Raw genomic sequence first — 15,529 nt, 5'->3', positions numbered from 1 at the left:
GCGCCCCAGAGGGGATGCTCAGCGCCCCAGAGGGGATGCTCAGCGCCCCGAGTGGGTGGCTGAGCCTGTCGAAGCCCGGCAAAGGACACGCCCATGACCCTCACCGCCCCGCCGGCGGAGCCGCAGGCCGCCGCCCCCGCAGCGGCGGATGCTCCGCCGCGACGCTCCTGGCGCACCCGCGTCTCCCGTTTCGACCACCGCGCCTCGCCGTACTTCTACATCTCCCCGTTCTTCCTCCTCTTCGGGCTCATCGGCCTCTTCCCGCTGCTGTACACGGTGTGGGTCGCGGTCCACGAGTGGGACCTGTTGAAGGGCGAGGGACCGTTCGTCGGCTTCGGCAACTTCGCGGCGATCCTCGGCGACGGCATGTTCTGGAACTCCATCCGCAACACGCTGAGCATCTTCCTGCTCTCCGCCATCCCGCAGCTCGCCGTCGCTCTGGTGATCGCCTACCTGCTGGACCGCGGACTGCGGACGCCGACGTTCTGGCGCATGAGCGTCCTCATCCCCTTCGTGGTCACCCCGGTCGCCGTGGCGATCATCTTCTCCAGCATCTTCAACGAGGCGGACGGTCTGGCCAACAACCTCCTCAACCTCGTCGGCATCGCCGATCAGCAGTGGAAGCACGACACGGTCCTGTCGCACATCGCGATCGCGGTCATGGTGAACTTCCGCTGGACCGGCTACAACGCCCTCATCCTCCTCGCCGCGATGCAGGCCGTGCCGCGCGACCTCTACGAATCGGCCGCACTCGACGGTGCCGGGGCAGTGCGGCGGTTCTTCGCCATCACGATCCCCACCATCCGTCCCACGCTGATCTTCGTCATCATCACCGCGACCATCGGCGGCCTGCAGATCTTCGCCGAACCGCGGCTGTTCGACGTCTCCACCGCGGGCGGCATCGGCGGCAGCGACCGGCAGTTCCAGACGACCGTGCTGTTCCTCTGGGAGCTGGCGTTCTTCCGCCGCAACCTCGGTGAGGCCTCGGCCGTCGCGATCCTGCTCTTCCTGCTGATCGTCGCGATCGGCCTCATCAACTTCCTGATCTCCCGGCGCATCGCCACCGGAGACGCCCCGAAGAATCGCGCGGCCCGACGCCGCATCCGCCCGACCGGGAAGGAGGAGGCGCGATGACCGCCACCCAGGCCCTCAGCGTGCCGGAGCGCATCCGCCGCCGGCGCGGCACCGCGAGCGGGAGCGCCGGCCTCGGCAGCCGCCCGGGCTTCCTCACCTACGGGCTCCTCGCGGCCTTCGTCATCGGCGGCGCCTACCCGCTGTGGTGGTCGTTCGTCGTCGCGAGCGGGACCAACGCGACCCGCGGCGAGACCCTGCCCCTCATCCCCGGCGGCAACTTCCTCGCGAACGCGGCGAAGGTGTTCGACGCGATCCCGTTCTGGCTCGCCCTGGGCAACTCGTTCCTCATCTCGACGATCATCACGATCTCCGTCGTCACGTTCTCGACCCTCGCCGGCTACGCGTTCGCGAAGCTCCGCTTCCGCGGGCGCGACGGCCTCATGGTGTTCGTGATCGCGACCATGGCCATCCCCACGCAGCTCGGCATCATCCCGCTGTTCATGCTGATGCGCGAACTCGGCTGGACGGGGACGATCGGTGCGGTGATCGTGCCGACCCTCGTCACGGCCTTCGGGGTGTTCTTCATGCGGCAGTACCTCGTGGACGTGATCCCGGACGAGCTCATCGAGGCCGCCAGGGTCGACGGCGCGAACCAGTTCCGCACCTTCCTCACCGTCGGGGTGCCCGCGGCGCGGCCGGCCATGGCGATCCTCGGACTCTTCACATTCATGACCGCCTGGACCGACTACCTCTGGCCCCTGATCGTGCTCTCCCCCCAGAACCCGACGCTGCAGACGGCGCTCAGCCAGCTGCAGTCCGGCTATTACATCGACTACTCGATCGTGCTCACCGGCGCAGTGCTCGCGACCCTTCCGCTCCTCGTGCTCTTCGTGATCGCGGGGCGGCAGCTGGTCAGTGGCATCATGGCGGGCGCGGTGAAAGGATGACACCTATGACGCGTGCCTTCCCCTCGGACTTCCTCTTCGGCGCGGCGACCGCGGCCTACCAGATCGAGGGCGCCGCCTTCGAGGACGGGCGGACGGCCTCCATCTGGGACGCCTTCTGCCGAGTGCCGGGGGCCGTGGTCGGCGGCGACGACGGGGATGTGGCGTGCGACCACTACCACCGGTATCCGCAGGACGTCGCGCTGATGAAGCAGCTCGGGCTGCAGACGTACCGCTTCTCCACCTCGTGGTCGCGGGTGCGCCCGGACGGTGGCGCGGTCAACCGGGCGGGGGTCGACTTCTACAGCCGCCTCGTCGACGAGCTCCTCGCGGCCGACATCCTGCCCTGGCTTACGCTGTACCACTGGGACATGCCGCAGGCCCTGCAGGAGGTCGGCGGCTGGACGAACCGTGACGCCGTCGACCGCTTCCTGGAGTACGCGGGCACCATGCACGACGCCCTCGGCGACCGCGTGAACGTGTGGACGACCCTCAACGAGCCGTGGTGCTCGTCCTTCCTCTCCTACACCGGGGGCGAGCACGCCCCGGGGCACACGAGCGTCGCCGAGGGACTGCTGGCCTCGCACCACCTGCTCCTCGCGCACGGCGCGACGGTACGGGAGCTCCGCGGCCGCGACGCCTCCCTCAACCTCGGCATCACGCTGAACCACACGGTGGCCGACCCCGCCGACCCGCAGAACCCCGCGGATGTCGATGCGGCCCGGCGGCTGGACGGCCAGTTCAACCGGTGGTTCCTCGACCCCATCTACCGCGGCGCCTACCCCGCCGACACCGTGGAGGACATCCGCGCAGTGGACCCCGAGGCCGTGGCGCGGTTCGAGGCGGCGGTGCACGAGGGTGACCTCGACACCATCGCCCAGCCCATCGACACGCAGGGCGTGAACTACTACCACGGCGACCTCGTGTCCGGCACCGGTCCCGAGGACGCGGCGGTGTCCAGCGGCCCGGAGACGGCGCACGTGACGCGCAGCCCGTACCCCTCGCACGAGGGCATCCATGCCGTCGAGCGCGGACTGCCGCGGACCGCCCAGGGCTGGGAGGTCCAGCCGGAGGGACTCACGCGACTGCTGCAGCGGCTCTGGACCGAGTACGCCGAGCCCGCGGGCGTGGTGCTCTCGGTGACGGAGAACGGCGCGGCCTACGACGACACCGTCGTGGTGGAGGACGGGGAGACGCGGGTGCCCGATGCCGACCGCACCGCGTTCCTGCGCGCGCACCTCGACGCCGTGCTCGACGCCAGGGACAGTGGCGTGGACGTCCGCGGCTACTTCTACTGGTCCCTCTTCGACAACTTCGAGTGGGCCTGGGGCTACGACAAGCGCTTCGGGATCGTCCGCGTGGACTACGACACCCAGGAGCGGACGGTCAAGGACTCCGGCCGCGAGTACGCCCGGATCATCGCCGCCCGGTCCCTCTGACCCGTTCGAATCGCCCGATTGGTCCCATCTGCGGCCGAAATGGGACCAATCGGGCGATTCGAAGCGGGGGTTTTCACGGCCTGGCGCCGGGTGGATGAGAATGGGGCGATGAAAGAGAGCAAGCGATGATGTCGCCCCGCGCGACCATCGAGGAGGTCGCGGCCGCCGCCGGCGTGTCCCGGTCGACCGTGTCGCGGGTGGTCAACGGGTCGACCGCGGTCAGCCCGGAAGCGCTCGCCGCCGTGCGCGCCGCGATCGACGAGCTCAACTACGTGCCGAACCGCGCCGCTCGCTCGCTCGCCTCCCGGCAGACGCACGCGATCGCCCTCATCGTCCCCGAGGACACGACCCGATTCTTCGGCGACCCGTTCTTCGCGGCGATCGTGGCCGGCATCACCGGCGCCCTCCGCAGCTCCGACTACCTGCTGAACCTTCTGATCGCGAGCGACGACCCCGGCGACAAGATGACGAGCTTCGTGCGCAATGGCGGCGTCGACGGCGCGCTCATCGTGTCGCACCACACGAGTGACGCGTTCGTCGACCGGATCGCCGACGCGGTCCCCGTGGTCTACGGCGGCCGTCCGGTGCGGCGGGCCGAGGGCGACTACGTGGTCGACGTCGACAACGTCGCCGGCGCACGGGCGGCCACGCAGCGCCTCGTCGACATCGGACGCACGCGCATCGCCACGATCTCCGGTCCGCTCACGATGCCCTCGTCGACCGACCGCGTGCAGGGGTTCCGCGCCGCGCTCGCCGCCGCGGGGCTGTCTCCCTTCGCGGAGGAGGAGGGCGACTACAGCGAGGCGAGCGGAGCCGATGCCGCCCGCCGTCTGCTCGCGGAAGGGCGACCGGACGCGATCTTCGTGGCCAGCGACCTCATGGCCCGCGGAGCGCTCACGGCGCTGCGGGGTGCCGGGGTGCGGGTGCCTGAGGACATCGCACTCGTCGGCTTCGACGACTCCTCGGTGGCCCTCACCACCGATCCGCCTCTGACGACCATGCGCCAGCCCATGTACGCCCAGGGCGAGGCGATGACGCAGGTGCTGCTCTCCCGGCTCGCGGGGGAGGACCCGCCTCGGACGACCATCCTGCCGACGGAGCTCGTCGTCCGCGGTTCCGCCTGAGCCGCACCGACCGCGGACACGGGTGAGGCCCGGTCGCGGAACGACCGGGCCTCGGTGGTGCCGGAGCGCGTCTGACGAGGGCGTCAGTTCCCGTAGAGCGAGACGACGCCGCTGCGGTCGACGCTGGTCATCGACAGATCGGCCGAGCTGCCGTTGCACTGCGGGTAGTGCATGATCGACGACGAGTCGTACGGCGTGAGCGGACGCCAGTTGTTGTCCTCGAAGCAGGTGCCCGCCTCCGGGCGGGTGTGCTCGTGGCGGAAGCCGAGGACGTGGCCGAGCTCATGGCCGAGCACGTTCGTCGGGGTCCACGCTCCGGCGCTCCAGATCGAGTCGTCGATGAGGACGTTCTGCTGGCGGGCCGGCGTGCTGGGGAAGAAGGCGCGGGCGATGTACTGCGTCGTGGCCACCGGCTCGACGGAGAAGACGACGGCGTTGTTCCGCGTGGTGCAGTTGGCGTCGGCGCTGCTCACGTAGCGGAAGTCGACCTTCGAAGACGCGGACTCCCAGAGCGCCGCGCCGCCCTCCATCGCCCGGACGACGTCGGCGTGCCGGCTGCCGAACTTCGTGCTCACGCAGTAGGTGAGGTTGGCCACCTGTGAGGCCGACCACTTGTCATCGATGTTGTTGACCGTGTTGACGATGAGGCCATCGTTGAGGGTCTCGGGGGCGACGAGCCGGTCGTAGAACGCGCGCAGCTCCTTCTTGTTCGAGATCACCTCATCGCCGTTGACGACGTAGGCGCCGTCGACGTCCCGATAGGTCGACGCCGCGAACTCCTGGTACGAGGGCGCGGAGTCGTCGGGGGACGCGGCCGTGGCGGGGATGACCGCGCTGAGGCTGAGCGCGGCCGCCGCGGTGGCGGCGAGCGCGAGTTTTCTGGTGAATCGCATGGAAGATCCTCTTCGATCTGAGCGGTGCCGCGCGCCCGGTGAGCGAGCGGACTCCGGCCGGAACGGTGAGCATCGCTGCCACCGAGGGGCCGAAGCCCGCTCACGCTAACCGCGCGATTTCGACGGGGTCAAGGCGCGACACGGCCCGTCGCCCGCTTTCTGCACTCAGGTCAGGAATCGGCTGGATCGGTCGCCGTCGAAGGTGTCGCCACGGCTCGGCCGGACGTCGGCACCGGCGGTCGACGACCGGGCCTGGTCGTCGGTCCCTCGTCGTAGGCCGGAGGTCGAGGATGACCACGGACGCGTCTCCGCCACCCCCTCCATCGGCGTGAGACGCGTCCGTGGCCCGCTGCGGCGAACCCCCGCGCCGCGAGTGCTCGCACCCTCCATAGGTTGAACGAGCATTCAGTGATTAATCTATCCCGAGACGGCCCGTGAGGGAATTCCGCCGGACGACCCGGGAGGTGGACACCGCATGGCGCGATCGGATGCGCAGAATCGTCTGGCGCGAGAGCGCGCCAGGGAGAACATCCTCCAGGCGGCGATCGAGGTGTTCAGCGAACGCGGCGTCGCCGGGGCGGGCATCGCCGAGATCACGCGTCGCGCCGGAGTCGCCCAGGGGCTGGTGAACTACCACTTCGGCGGCAAGGACCAGCTCGTCGGCGCGGTGATCGACCGCTGGTTCGAGACGGTCCTGGCCTTCGCGCAGGTCGAGGGCACGCCCGACGAGATGCTGGCCGCGATCATCGACGGGGCGATCGGGGCGACCGCCTTCGCGATGCCTCTGCAGCGCGCGGTGCTCGCCATGCAGCAGCAGCCGCTCACCCATCGGCTGTTCGCGGAGTCGGAGCAGCGCTACGCCGAGGGTGCGGCGGCCGCGGAGGATGCCGTGCGCGCCGTCTTCCGCGCCCGAGGCGCCGAGGACCCGGCCCTGGAGGAGGTCATGCTCCGCAGCACCCTGGAGGGGGTGTTCGTGAAGTACTGCGTCTTCGGCGACACGTATCCGCTCGAGGACGCGCGGCGCTGGCTGCACCGCCGGTACGGTCTCCCGGAGCCGACCGCCGCGTTGCCTGGGCTGCCGGCCTCGCCCCGGGGCGAACCCCGACCCCGCGCCACGGCGGCGCTGCGGACCGACGCGTCCTGAGTCGCCGCGTTCAGTCGAGCTGCATCCGCGCGAACGCGCCGAGCACGACCCGCTCCGACTGCACGAGGTACCGCTCCAACTCGGCTGCGCCGGCCTCCGCGCCGCGGGTGAGGAACGTGTCGAGGACGGCGCGGTTCTTCCGGACGAACGGCTCGTGCAGGGCGCGGGGGTCGTCGATCTTGAGGAAAGCGAGCCGCAGCTCCGCCGCGACGTTCCGGTAGGTGCGGGCGAGACGAGGGCTGTCGGCGAGATCGACGAGGGCGACGTGGAAGGCCATGTTCGCGCTGCCGACCGCGCGCCAGGCGGACGTGTCGTCTGCCGAGACCCCGGCCACGGCGGCCTCGGCCGCGGCGACCGCGTCGGTCATGCGCTGGACGGCGGGATGCTCGGGCTCGGACTGCCGCAGAGCCGTGCACTCGATGACCCGGCGGGCGCGGTAGATGTCGATGACGTCGGCGATCGAGGGAGAGGCGACCGAGACGCCGCGGTGCGGGATGTGCTCGACGAGGCCCTGTTCCGCGAGCACCCGGAACGCCTCGCGCAGGGTGTTGCGCGACACGTCGAAGCGCTCGGCCAGAGCCGATTCGGACAGCCGGGAGCCCGGGGCGACGTCGCCGTCGATGATGCGCTGACGGAGCACGTCGGCGAGCGGGCCCTGCTGGTTCATGCCTTCATCGTAGGGCGGCATCACGCCGATCATTACCGAAAAGCAATCGCGCTGTAGCACGACGGAAACATAATTGTTGAACAATCGGGTTCTGTCCGTTCTACACTGGGGGTCACCCGACACCCACCAACGACGATGGGACCCCCCTATGTCCGAGCAGTCCGCCCCCGCCCTCACCCCCGAGGACGAAGCCCGCGCCGCCCACGCGAAGAAGCGCGCCGGCCGCAGTGCCGTCATCGGCGCCATCTTCCTCATGGCCACGAGCGCCATCGGCCCCGGCTTCATCACCCAGACCGCGACGTTCACGGCCCAAATGGGCGCCGCCTTCGCGTTCGCCATCCTCGTGTCGATCCTCGTCGACATCGCGGTGCAGCTGAACATCTGGCGCATGATCACCTCGTCCGGCAAGCGGGCCGGCGAGCTCGCCAACAGCGCCATCCCGTTCTCCGGCCACGTCATCGCCGTCCTCGTCGTCATCGGCGGACTCGCGTTCAACATCGGCAACATCGCCGGTGGCGGCCTGGGTCTGAACGCCCTCCTGGGGCTCGACCCGAAACTCGGCGGCGCGCTCACGGCGGCCCTCGCGATCATCATCTTCCTCGTGAAGAAGGCCGGCAAGGTGATGGACATCGTGCTGATCGTCCTCGGCATCGGGATGATCGTGATGACCCTCGTGGTCGCGTTCATCGCCCAGCCGCCGGTCGGCGACGCCCTGCGCCAGACCTTCGTGCCCGACCAGCTCAACTTCGCCACCATCACCACGATCGTCGGCGGCACGGTCGGCGGCTACATCACCTACTCCGGCGCTCACCGCTACCTCGACTCCGGCCACGTGGGCCCGCAGTACGCGAAGCCCGTCATGCGCGCCGCCGCCAACGGCATCCTCGTGACCGGCATCATGCGCTACGTGCTGTTCCTCGCGATCCTCGGTGTGGTGGCCTCCGGCGTGGCGCTCGACCTCTCCTCGCAGGCCGCGAACCCGGCCGGGCAGGCGTTCGGTGCGGTGCTCGGCGACGCGGGGCTCCGGGTCTTCGGCGCGATCTTCTGGGCCGCCGCGATCAGCTCGGTCATCGGTGCCGCGTACACCTCGGCGACGTTCCTCTCGACGTTCACCGCCAAGCTCCGCGGCGGCTGGCCGCTGCAGCTCGCCACCGTCGCGTTCATCGTCGTGTCGCTGGCGGTCTACCTGGCGATCGGCACGGCCCCGGCCGCGATCCTCGTCTTCGTCGGCGGCTTCAACGGCCTGATCCTCCCCATCGGCCTCACGGTGTTCATGTACATCGGCTGGTTCCGCCGCGACCTGCTCGGCGACCGGAAGTACCCGATGTGGCTGCTCATCGCGGGCACCGTCGTGACCGCGCTCACCTGGTACATGGGCGCCGTCTCGATCGGCCCCATCTTCGCCTTCCTCGGAATCGGAGCGTGACATGGCGACCATCGACCTGAACTCGGACCTCGGCGAGAACGTCCCCGACCGGATCGTCAGCGACGACGCGAGCATGCTCGAGATCGTCACGAGTGCGAACGTGTCGTGCGGGTTCCACGCGGGCAGCCCGGAGGGGATCCGCGAGACCCTGGCCGCGGCCGTCGCCGGCGGCGTCGTGATCGGCGCCCACCCCGGGTACCGCGACTACGAGAACTTCGGGCGCACGAAGGTCGACATCGACTCGGCCACGCTGCAGGCGCACGTGGAGTACCAGCTCGGTGCTCTCCTCGGGCTCACCGCGGCGGTCGGCGGGCGGGTCTCCTACGTCAAGCCGCACGGGGCGCTCTACAACACCATCGCCCGCGACGAGCGGCAGTCGAAGGACGTCGTGGCGGCCATCAAGGCGGTCGACCCCTCGCTCGTGCTGCTCGGTCTCGCCGGCGGCGTCGTGCTCGACGTCGCCGAGCGGGCCGGACTCGCGGTCGCCGCGGAGGCCTTCGCGGATCGCGCGTACCAGCCGGACGGTCAGCTCGTCTCGCGCACCGAGGAGGGGGCCGTGCTGCACGACCCCACCGCGGTGGCCGAGCGGATGGTGCGCCTGGCCGCGGACGGCGTGATCCGGGCGATCGACGGCACCGACGTGGCCGTGTCCGCGCAGTCGATCTGCGTGCACGGCGACAGCCCCGGCTCGGTCGCGATGGCCGCGGAGACGAAGCGCCTGCTGCAGGCGGAGGGCATCACCATCGCCCCGTTCGCCGGAGTCTGACATGGCCGTGCTCGCGACTCCCGCACAGCTCGCCGACGCCCGGGCCGCCCGTGTGGCGCACCGGGCCGGCCACTCCGCGCCGACCAGCGGCGCCGCCCCGGGGCTGACCCAGGCGAACCTCATCGCGGTGCCCGCGGACTGGGCCTTCGAGACCCTCCTCTACGCGCAGCGCAACCCGAAGCCCTGCCCCGTCCTCGAGGTGATCGAGCAGGGGGAGGTGGAGTCGCGGCTCGCGCCGGGCAGCGACATCCGCACCGATATCGGGCGGTACCGCATCTGGCGGGACGGCGCGCTCGTGGAGGAGGTGTCCGACGCGACGGCGGCGTGGGACGAGCATCCCGACCTCGTCGCCTTCCTCATCGGCTGCAGCTTCACGTTCGAGACGGGTCTCGTCGAGGCCGGGATCCCGATCCGTCATCAGGAGCTCGGGCGTAACGTGCCGATGTACCGCACGGCGGTGGACTGCACCCCGGCCGGACGGCTGCGCGGCGAGATGGTGGTCTCGATGCGTCCGATCCCCGCGGACCGCGTGGCCGATGCCGTGCAGATCTCCGGGCGCACCCCGGCCGTGCACGGTGCGCCCGTGCACATCGGCGACCCGGCGTCGCTCGGTATCGCCGATGTGATGGCGCCGGACTTCGGGGACGCCCCCGAGATCCGCCCCGGCGAGATCCCCGTGTTCTGGGCGTGCGGCGTGACCCCGCAGGCGGCGATCATGGCGTCGAAGCCGCCGTTCGCGGTCACCCACGCCCCGGGCTACATGTTCGTCACCGATGTGCCGGATGCGGAGTACCGGGTCTGATGCGCATCCTCACGGCCTCCGACAGCGCGCTGCTCGTCGAGGCGGACGACCTCGAGCAGGCTATGCGGCTGAACCTCGCGTGGAGCGACGTGCCCGGCGTGCTCGAGCGCATCCCCGGCGCCCGCACGGTGCTCGTGCGCTTCGATCCGCACCGCACCTCGGCCGCCGCGCTCGCCGAGGTGCTGGCCGCGACCGAGGTCGACGCCGCGGCGCTGCCCGATGCGGGCGAGGTCACCATCCCGGTCCGCTACGACGGGGAGGATCTGGACGAGGCGGCCGCGCTCCTCGACGTCTCGGCGGAGGAGCTGGTGGCCCGTCACCTCGCCGCCGACTGGCGGGTGGCCTTCTCCGGCTTCGCTCCCGGCTTCGGCTATGCCGTGAGCGGCGACCCCCTCTTCGACGTGCCGCGGCGGTCGTCGCCCCGCACCCGGGTGCCCGCCGGCTCCGTCGCGCTCGCCGGGGCGTTCAGCGGCGTGTACCCGCGGGAGAGCCCCGGCGGCTGGCAGCTCATCGGCCGGACCGCCCTGGAGATGTGGGACATCGACCGGGACCCGCCGGCGCTGCTCGCGCCGGGTCGCCGCGTGCGCTTCGTGCGTGCGGAGCGGGAGTCGGTCGCGGCGTCGCCGGCATCGGCCGCCGCGACGCGCATCGACCGCCGTGAGGACGGTCCGGCGGTCGAGGTCGTGCGACCGTCGCTGCAGCTCCTCGTGCAGGACGCGGGTCGCCCCGGCTTCGCGGCGCTGGGCGTCTCGGCCTCCGGCGTCGCCGATCGCGTCGCGATGCATGCGGCGAACCGGGCGGTGGGGAACGTGCCTGCCGCAGCCGTGCTGGAGAGCGTCGGCGGGGCCGTGCTGCGCTTCCACGGCGCGGGTGTGGCCGCCGTCACCGGGGCCACGGGCACGCTCACGCTCACCGACGCCGACGGCACGAAGCGCACGCTTCTCCCCGGCGTGCCGTTCGCGACCGTTGACGGCGACGAGCTCACGCTGGGGCACCCGGAGCGCGGACTCCGGTCCGTGATCGCCGTCCGCGGCGGTCTCGCTCCGGCCGCGGCGCTCGACAGCCGCGCGACCGACACGCTCGCCGGACTGGGCCCGGCGCCGCTGACCGCGGGCGATCTCCTTCCGATCGGGGCTGCCGCGGTGGCCGCCGTCGAGCCGGACCCGGTGCCGCGCCCCCTTCCCGCAGCCGGGGAGCTGGTCGCGCTGGAGATCACGCTCGGCCCGCGCGACGACTGGTTCACGGCCGCCGGCATCGACGCGCTCACCGCGCAGGAGTGGACGGTCACGCCGCGCTCCGACCGTGTGGGCATCCGCCTGCACGGCGACGTGCCCCTGGAACGCGAGGTCGGCGGTGAGCTGCCGAGCGAAGGCGCCGTGACCGGGGCTATCCAGGTGCCGCCGGACGGCCAGCCCGTGCTCTTCCTCCCCGATCATCCGCTCACCGGCGGCTACCCCATCATCGGTGCCCTCACCGACCGCAGCCTCGATCTCGCCGCCCAGCTTCCGCCGGGCGTGCGGGTGCGTTTCACCGTCAAGGAGACCTCATGACCACTGTGCTGATCGCCAACCGCGGCGAGATCGCGGTCCGCGTGATCCGTGCGTGCGCCGAGGCCGGCTACACGTCGGTCGCCGTCTACGCCGATCAGGACGCGGATGCCCTGCACGTGCGGCTCGCGGACGAGGCGATCGGCCTGGGCGGCGACACCGCGGCGACGACATACCTGTCCATCGAGGCGCTGATCGACGCGGCTCGCCGCAGCGGCGCCGACGCCGTGCACCCCGGCTACGGCTTCCTGTCCGAGAGCGCCGCCTTCGCGCGGGCCGTCGAGGACGCCGGACTCGTCTGGATCGGGCCCTCCCCGGAGAGCATCGACGCGCTCGGTGACAAGATGACCGCGCGCCGGATCGCGCAGCGCGTCGGGGCTCCGCTCGCCGCGGGCACGGATCAGCCGCTGTCCGGACCGCAGGAGGCGGTGGCGTTCGCCGAGGAGCACGGTCTACCCATCGCGATCAAGGCCGCGTTCGGCGGCGGAGGTCGCGGGCTCAAGGTCGTCCGCGAGCTGTCGGAGGTCGCCGACGCGTTCGACGCGGCCACCCGCGAGGCGACCGCCGCGTTCGGCCGCGGGGAGTGCTTCGTGGAGCGCTTCCTGGAGAGCCCGCGGCACATCGAGGTGCAGGTGCTCGGCGACGGGCGCGGCGGCGTGGTCGTCGTGGGCGACCGCGACTGCTCGATGCAGCGCCGCAACCAGAAGCTCATCGAGGAGGCGCCCGCGCCCGGTCTCACGGAGGCGCAGCGGACGGCGTTCCACGACGCGGCGCGCGCGATCTGCGCCGAGGTGCAGTACCGCGGCGCCGGCACGGTCGAATTCCTCCTCGCCGCGGACGGCACGATCTCCTTCCTCGAGGTGAACACCCGGTTGCAGGTGGAGCACCCCGTGACCGAGGAGGTGACCGGGACCGACCTCGTCCGCGAGCAATTCCGTATCGCGTTCGGCGAGGGGCCGTCGTTCACCGAGACCCCGGCGCCGACCGGGCACGCGTTCGAGTTCCGCATCAACGCCGAAGACCCCGGCCGTGGGTTCCTGCCCAGCCCCGGACGGGTGGACGGTCTGCGCATCCCCGGTGGACCCGGCGTGCGGTGGGACAGCGGCATCGAGGCCGGAGACACCGTGCAGCCCGCGTTCGACTCGATGATCGCGAAGCTCATCGTGCACGCGGACACCCGGGACGCGGCTCTCGTCCGTGCGCGTCGGGCGCTGCGGGAGCTCGCGGTCGAGGGTCCGGCGACCGTGATCCCGTTCGACCTCCGCGCCATCGACGACCCCGCGTTCGCGACCGCGACCTTCGCCGTGCACACCCAGTGGATCGAGACCGTGCTGCTCCCGGCCCTGGAGGCGCAGCCTCGGCCCGCGGTCGCTCCGGTGTCCGGACTGCAGCGGTTCTCGGTGGAGATCGACGGCCGCCGCGTGATGCTCGGTCTGCCCGCAGAACTGCTGGCCGGCATCGGCCGTCCGGCGGGAGAGGTCGCGGCCCCCGTGTCCTCAGCGGATCCCTCCGAGCTGCGGGTCCCCGCGCCGGGCACGCTCGTCCGCTGGCTCGTCGACGACGGGGCCGAGGTGGCCGAGGGAGACCCGGTGGCCGTGCTCGACGCGATGAAGATGGAGACCACGGTCACCGCGCACCGCGCCGGCACGCTCACCCCGCGCGCGGACACCGGCGCGACCCTCTCCGCCGACGCCCTCCTCGCCACGATCGCCTGACCCCCGCCCGGTCTCCCTCCGCGTGCGGAGTGCAAAAACACCCCTCCCGCACCCCTCAGACGCCCCTTTCCGATCCCGCACGCTTTGATCCCGCCAGCGCCCCCCGCGTGAGAGTGCGAATACGGTCCTCCCGCCCGCCAGGCACGCCCGTTTTCGATCCCGCGCGCTCCGACCGGGGGACGTCCCCCGCGTGCGAGTGCGAATACGCCCCTCCCGCCCGCCGGGGGCGGCCCTTTTCGACCCTGCACCGTAGGGGCCGGACCCGCGGACACCGCGCGGGCCGGGACGTTCCTGTCTGGAGAGTGCGAAAGTGCACCTTCCGGAGACCCGGAAGGCCCCATTTCGATCCCGCACGCGACGCGGCGACCAAGGCCGAGCGAGTGCGAAAACGCCCCCTCGTCGTGAGAGGGGGGCGTTTTCCATCCGGACCGTGAATGCCTCGGGAGCGCGCCCCCTTCCGGCACCGGGTGCGAGTGCGAAAGCGGGCCTCCGCGGGGTGCGGGAGGGGCGAAACCCGTCCCGCATGTGAGCGTTACGCGGGGTCGCCGCCGAGAGGGCCGACGGGCTCGAGAGGCTTCGGGTCGTCGGCACCCGTCTTGCGCGCGCGGGCGATGAGGTTGCCCAGGTGATAGATCAGCAGCGCCGCGACCGTCCCGAGCACGATCCCGCCGAAGGCGAAGTCGCCGAGCTGCATCGTGAACCCGGCGATGCCGATCACGAGCGAGACCGCTGCGGTGTACTGGTTGACCGGACGCGAGAAGTCGACCCGGCTGTCCACCCAGATCTTGATGCCGATGATGCCGATGAGGCCGTAGAGCGCCGTCGTCGCACCGCCGAGCACGCCCGCGGGGATCGAGTTGAACACCTCGCCGACCTTGGGGGAGAACGCGAGGAGGATCGCGAACAGACCCGCCACCCAGTACACGGCGGTGGAGTACACACGGGTCGCGGCCATGACACCGATGTTCTCGCCGTAGGTCGTGGTGCCCGAGCCGCCGAAGCCACCGGCGATGGTCGTGGCGACACCGTCGGCGATGAGGGCGCGACCGGTGTGGCGGTTGATCGCGGGGTCCTCGGTCATGGTCGCGACGCCGCGCACGTGACCGACGTTCTCCGCGATGAGCACGAGCACGACGGGCAGGAACATCGCGATGGTCGACCAGGTGCCTGGCTCGACGAAGTCCGGGAACTGGAAGTGCGGGAGGCCGATCCACGGGGCGTCCGCGATGAGCTCGGCGGGGGTCTTGTCGCCACGGAGCGGGTTGGGCACCTCGAACGAGCCGTTGAAGGCGGCCCAGATGAAGCCGACGGCGACGCCGAGGAAGATCGAGATCCGGCCGAGGAAGCCCCGGAAGAGCACGGCGAAGAGGATGATCGCGACGAGGGTGATCGTGGCGGTCACGGGGTCGAGCGCGAAGTTGCTCCAGGCGGTGGGGGCGAGGTTGAAGCCGATCAGCGCGACGATGGCACCGGCGACGACCGGGGGCATCAGGGCGTCGACCCAGCGGAGGCCGACGAACTGCACGACGAGACCGACGACCGCGAGGAGCACGCCCACGGCGACCACGCCCGCGAGGGCGGAGCCGGTGCCGCCCGCCGCGACGGCCGCGGTGATGGGGGCGATGAAGGCGAACGAGGAGCCGAGGTAGCTCGGCAGCTGGTTCTTCGTGATGAGGAGGAAGAGCAGCGTGCCGATGCCGCTGAAGAGCAGGGTCGTCGACACCGGGAAGCCGGTGAGCGTCGGCACGAGGAACGTGGCGCCGAACATCGCGACGACGTGCTGCGCGCCGATGGCGATGGTCGCGGGCCAGGACAGACGTTCCTCGGGGGTGACGACGGCGCCGGGCTCGACGGTGCGGCCGTTTCCGTGCAGCTTCCACAAAGCCATGCGGGCTCCTCAGGGTTCGGGATCGGGGGCGGAGTGCTGGAGCAACACTACCGATTCCTGAGTTTTCCCTGTGCGTCCCGCGGCCGCGGGGAGCGCGACG

General features: G+C 71.2%; 13 protein-coding genes. 10 read left to right on the top strand and 3 right to left on the bottom strand.

Going from position 1 to position 15,529, the window contains the following annotated elements; all coding sequences use genetic code 11:
- Positions 1–93: 93 nt before the first annotated feature.
- The 4 genes from KVS71_RS00480 (at position 94) to KVS71_RS00465 (ending at position 4,581) form a co-directional block, all read left to right on the top strand.
- On the top strand, positions 94–1,134 hold the full coding sequence (locus KVS71_RS00480) for a carbohydrate ABC transporter permease (RefSeq protein WP_025103982.1): 1,041 nt from the start codon (positions 94–96) through the stop codon (positions 1,132–1,134).
- Positions 1,131–2,021 carry a carbohydrate ABC transporter permease gene (locus KVS71_RS00475; RefSeq protein WP_025103981.1) on the top strand — a complete coding sequence of 297 codons (891 nt, stop codon included), beginning with the start codon at positions 1,131–1,133 and terminating at the stop codon, positions 2,019–2,021. Before KVS71_RS00480 ends, KVS71_RS00475 begins: the two co-directional genes overlap by 4 nt.
- 5 nt (positions 2,022–2,026) lie before the next feature.
- On the top strand, positions 2,027–3,457 hold the full coding sequence (locus tag KVS71_RS00470; protein ID WP_217582822.1) for a GH1 family beta-glucosidase: 1,431 nt from the start codon (positions 2,027–2,029) through the stop codon (positions 3,455–3,457).
- Between the two features lie 125 nt (positions 3,458–3,582).
- On the top strand, positions 3,583–4,581 hold the full coding sequence (locus KVS71_RS00465) for a LacI family DNA-binding transcriptional regulator (RefSeq protein WP_302676007.1): 999 nt from the start codon (positions 3,583–3,585) through the stop codon (positions 4,579–4,581).
- An 83-nt stretch (positions 4,582–4,664) separates the two neighbouring features.
- Here the strand turns inward: KVS71_RS00465 and KVS71_RS00460 are convergent, their stop codons facing one another.
- Positions 4,665–5,474, bottom strand: a complete 810-nt coding sequence (locus tag KVS71_RS00460; RefSeq protein ID WP_217582820.1) for a M57 family metalloprotease — start codon at positions 5,472–5,474, stop codon at positions 4,665–4,667.
- Positions 5,475–5,949: 475 nt separating this feature from the next.
- On the opposite strand from KVS71_RS00460, the gene KVS71_RS00455 reads away from it, so the two are divergent.
- Positions 5,950–6,618 carry a TetR/AcrR family transcriptional regulator gene (locus KVS71_RS00455; protein ID WP_060922867.1) on the top strand — a complete coding sequence of 223 codons (669 nt, stop codon included), beginning with the start codon at positions 5,950–5,952 and terminating at the stop codon, positions 6,616–6,618.
- A gap of 10 nt (positions 6,619–6,628) precedes the next feature.
- On the opposite strand, the gene KVS71_RS00450 is transcribed toward KVS71_RS00455, so the two are convergent.
- The gene (locus KVS71_RS00450) at positions 6,629–7,285 is read right to left on the bottom strand and encodes a GntR family transcriptional regulator (protein WP_082750116.1); all 657 of its coding nucleotides are present in this window, start codon (positions 7,283–7,285) and stop codon (positions 6,629–6,631) included.
- A 148-nt stretch (positions 7,286–7,433) separates the two neighbouring features.
- Between KVS71_RS00450 and KVS71_RS00445 the strand changes: the two genes are divergently transcribed.
- From KVS71_RS00445 to KVS71_RS00425, 5 genes are read left to right on the top strand one after another with little or no spacing between them, the layout of a single operon-like run.
- Complete coding sequence (locus KVS71_RS00445) at positions 7,434–8,711, top strand: NRAMP family divalent metal transporter (RefSeq protein WP_060922868.1); 1,278 nt, start codon at positions 7,434–7,436, stop codon at positions 8,709–8,711.
- A 1-nt stretch (position 8,712) separates the two neighbouring features.
- Complete coding sequence (locus tag KVS71_RS00440) at positions 8,713–9,477, top strand: LamB/YcsF family protein (RefSeq protein WP_060922869.1); 765 nt, start codon at positions 8,713–8,715, stop codon at positions 9,475–9,477.
- Between the two features lies 1 nt (position 9,478).
- Positions 9,479–10,279 (top strand): putative hydro-lyase, encoded by an 801-nt coding sequence (locus tag KVS71_RS00435; RefSeq protein ID WP_217582819.1) that lies wholly within the window; start codon positions 9,479–9,481, stop codon positions 10,277–10,279.
- The gene (locus KVS71_RS00430) at positions 10,279–11,829 is read left to right on the top strand and encodes an urea amidolyase family protein (RefSeq protein ID WP_083370990.1); all 1,551 of its coding nucleotides are present in this window, start codon (positions 10,279–10,281) and stop codon (positions 11,827–11,829) included. The genes KVS71_RS00435 and KVS71_RS00430 overlap by 1 nt, the downstream gene beginning before the upstream one ends.
- On the top strand, positions 11,826–13,541 hold the full coding sequence (locus tag KVS71_RS00425) for a biotin carboxylase N-terminal domain-containing protein (RefSeq protein ID WP_217582817.1): 1,716 nt from the start codon (positions 11,826–11,828) through the stop codon (positions 13,539–13,541). The genes KVS71_RS00430 and KVS71_RS00425 overlap by 4 nt, the downstream gene beginning before the upstream one ends.
- Before the next feature lie 532 nt (positions 13,542–14,073).
- On the opposite strand, the gene KVS71_RS00420 is transcribed toward KVS71_RS00425, so the two are convergent.
- A complete protein-coding gene (locus tag KVS71_RS00420) occupies positions 14,074–15,429 on the bottom strand; it encodes a uracil-xanthine permease family protein (RefSeq protein ID WP_062766125.1) in 1,356 nt (451 codons plus the stop codon).
- Positions 15,430–15,529 lie beyond the last annotated feature (100 nt).

Source organism: Microbacterium sp. GbtcB4, assembly GCF_019091465.1.
GTDB classification, from domain to species: Bacteria; Actinomycetota; Actinomycetes; order Actinomycetales; family Microbacteriaceae; genus Microbacterium; species Microbacterium paraoxydans.
The sequence above is the reverse complement of the archived record's forward strand: the minus strand, read 5'-3'. Positions and strand labels throughout refer to the sequence as shown.

Coding starts and splice junctions, on each gene's coding strand:
- KVS71_RS00480 (WP_025103982.1), top strand. CDS start 94: ATGACCCTCACCGCCCCGCCGGCGGAGCCGCAGGCCGCCGCCCCCGCA.
- KVS71_RS00475 (WP_025103981.1), top strand. CDS start 1,131: ATGACCGCCACCCAGGCCCTCAGCGTGCCGGAGCGCATCCGCCGCCGG.
- KVS71_RS00470 (WP_217582822.1), top strand. CDS start 2,027: ATGACGCGTGCCTTCCCCTCGGACTTCCTCTTCGGCGCGGCGACCGCG.
- KVS71_RS00465 (WP_302676007.1), top strand. CDS start 3,583: ATGATGTCGCCCCGCGCGACCATCGAGGAGGTCGCGGCCGCCGCCGGC.
- KVS71_RS00460 (WP_217582820.1), bottom strand. CDS start 5,474: ATGCGATTCACCAGAAAACTCGCGCTCGCCGCCACCGCGGCGGCCGCG.
- KVS71_RS00455 (WP_060922867.1), top strand. CDS start 5,950: ATGGCGCGATCGGATGCGCAGAATCGTCTGGCGCGAGAGCGCGCCAGG.
- KVS71_RS00450 (WP_082750116.1), bottom strand. CDS start 7,285: ATGAACCAGCAGGGCCCGCTCGCCGACGTGCTCCGTCAGCGCATCATC.
- KVS71_RS00445 (WP_060922868.1), top strand. CDS start 7,434: ATGTCCGAGCAGTCCGCCCCCGCCCTCACCCCCGAGGACGAAGCCCGC.
- KVS71_RS00440 (WP_060922869.1), top strand. CDS start 8,713: ATGGCGACCATCGACCTGAACTCGGACCTCGGCGAGAACGTCCCCGAC.
- KVS71_RS00435 (WP_217582819.1), top strand. CDS start 9,479: ATGGCCGTGCTCGCGACTCCCGCACAGCTCGCCGACGCCCGGGCCGCC.
- KVS71_RS00430 (WP_083370990.1), top strand. CDS start 10,279: ATGCGCATCCTCACGGCCTCCGACAGCGCGCTGCTCGTCGAGGCGGAC.
- KVS71_RS00425 (WP_217582817.1), top strand. CDS start 11,826: ATGACCACTGTGCTGATCGCCAACCGCGGCGAGATCGCGGTCCGCGTG.
- KVS71_RS00420 (WP_062766125.1), bottom strand. CDS start 15,429: ATGGCTTTGTGGAAGCTGCACGGAAACGGCCGCACCGTCGAGCCCGGC.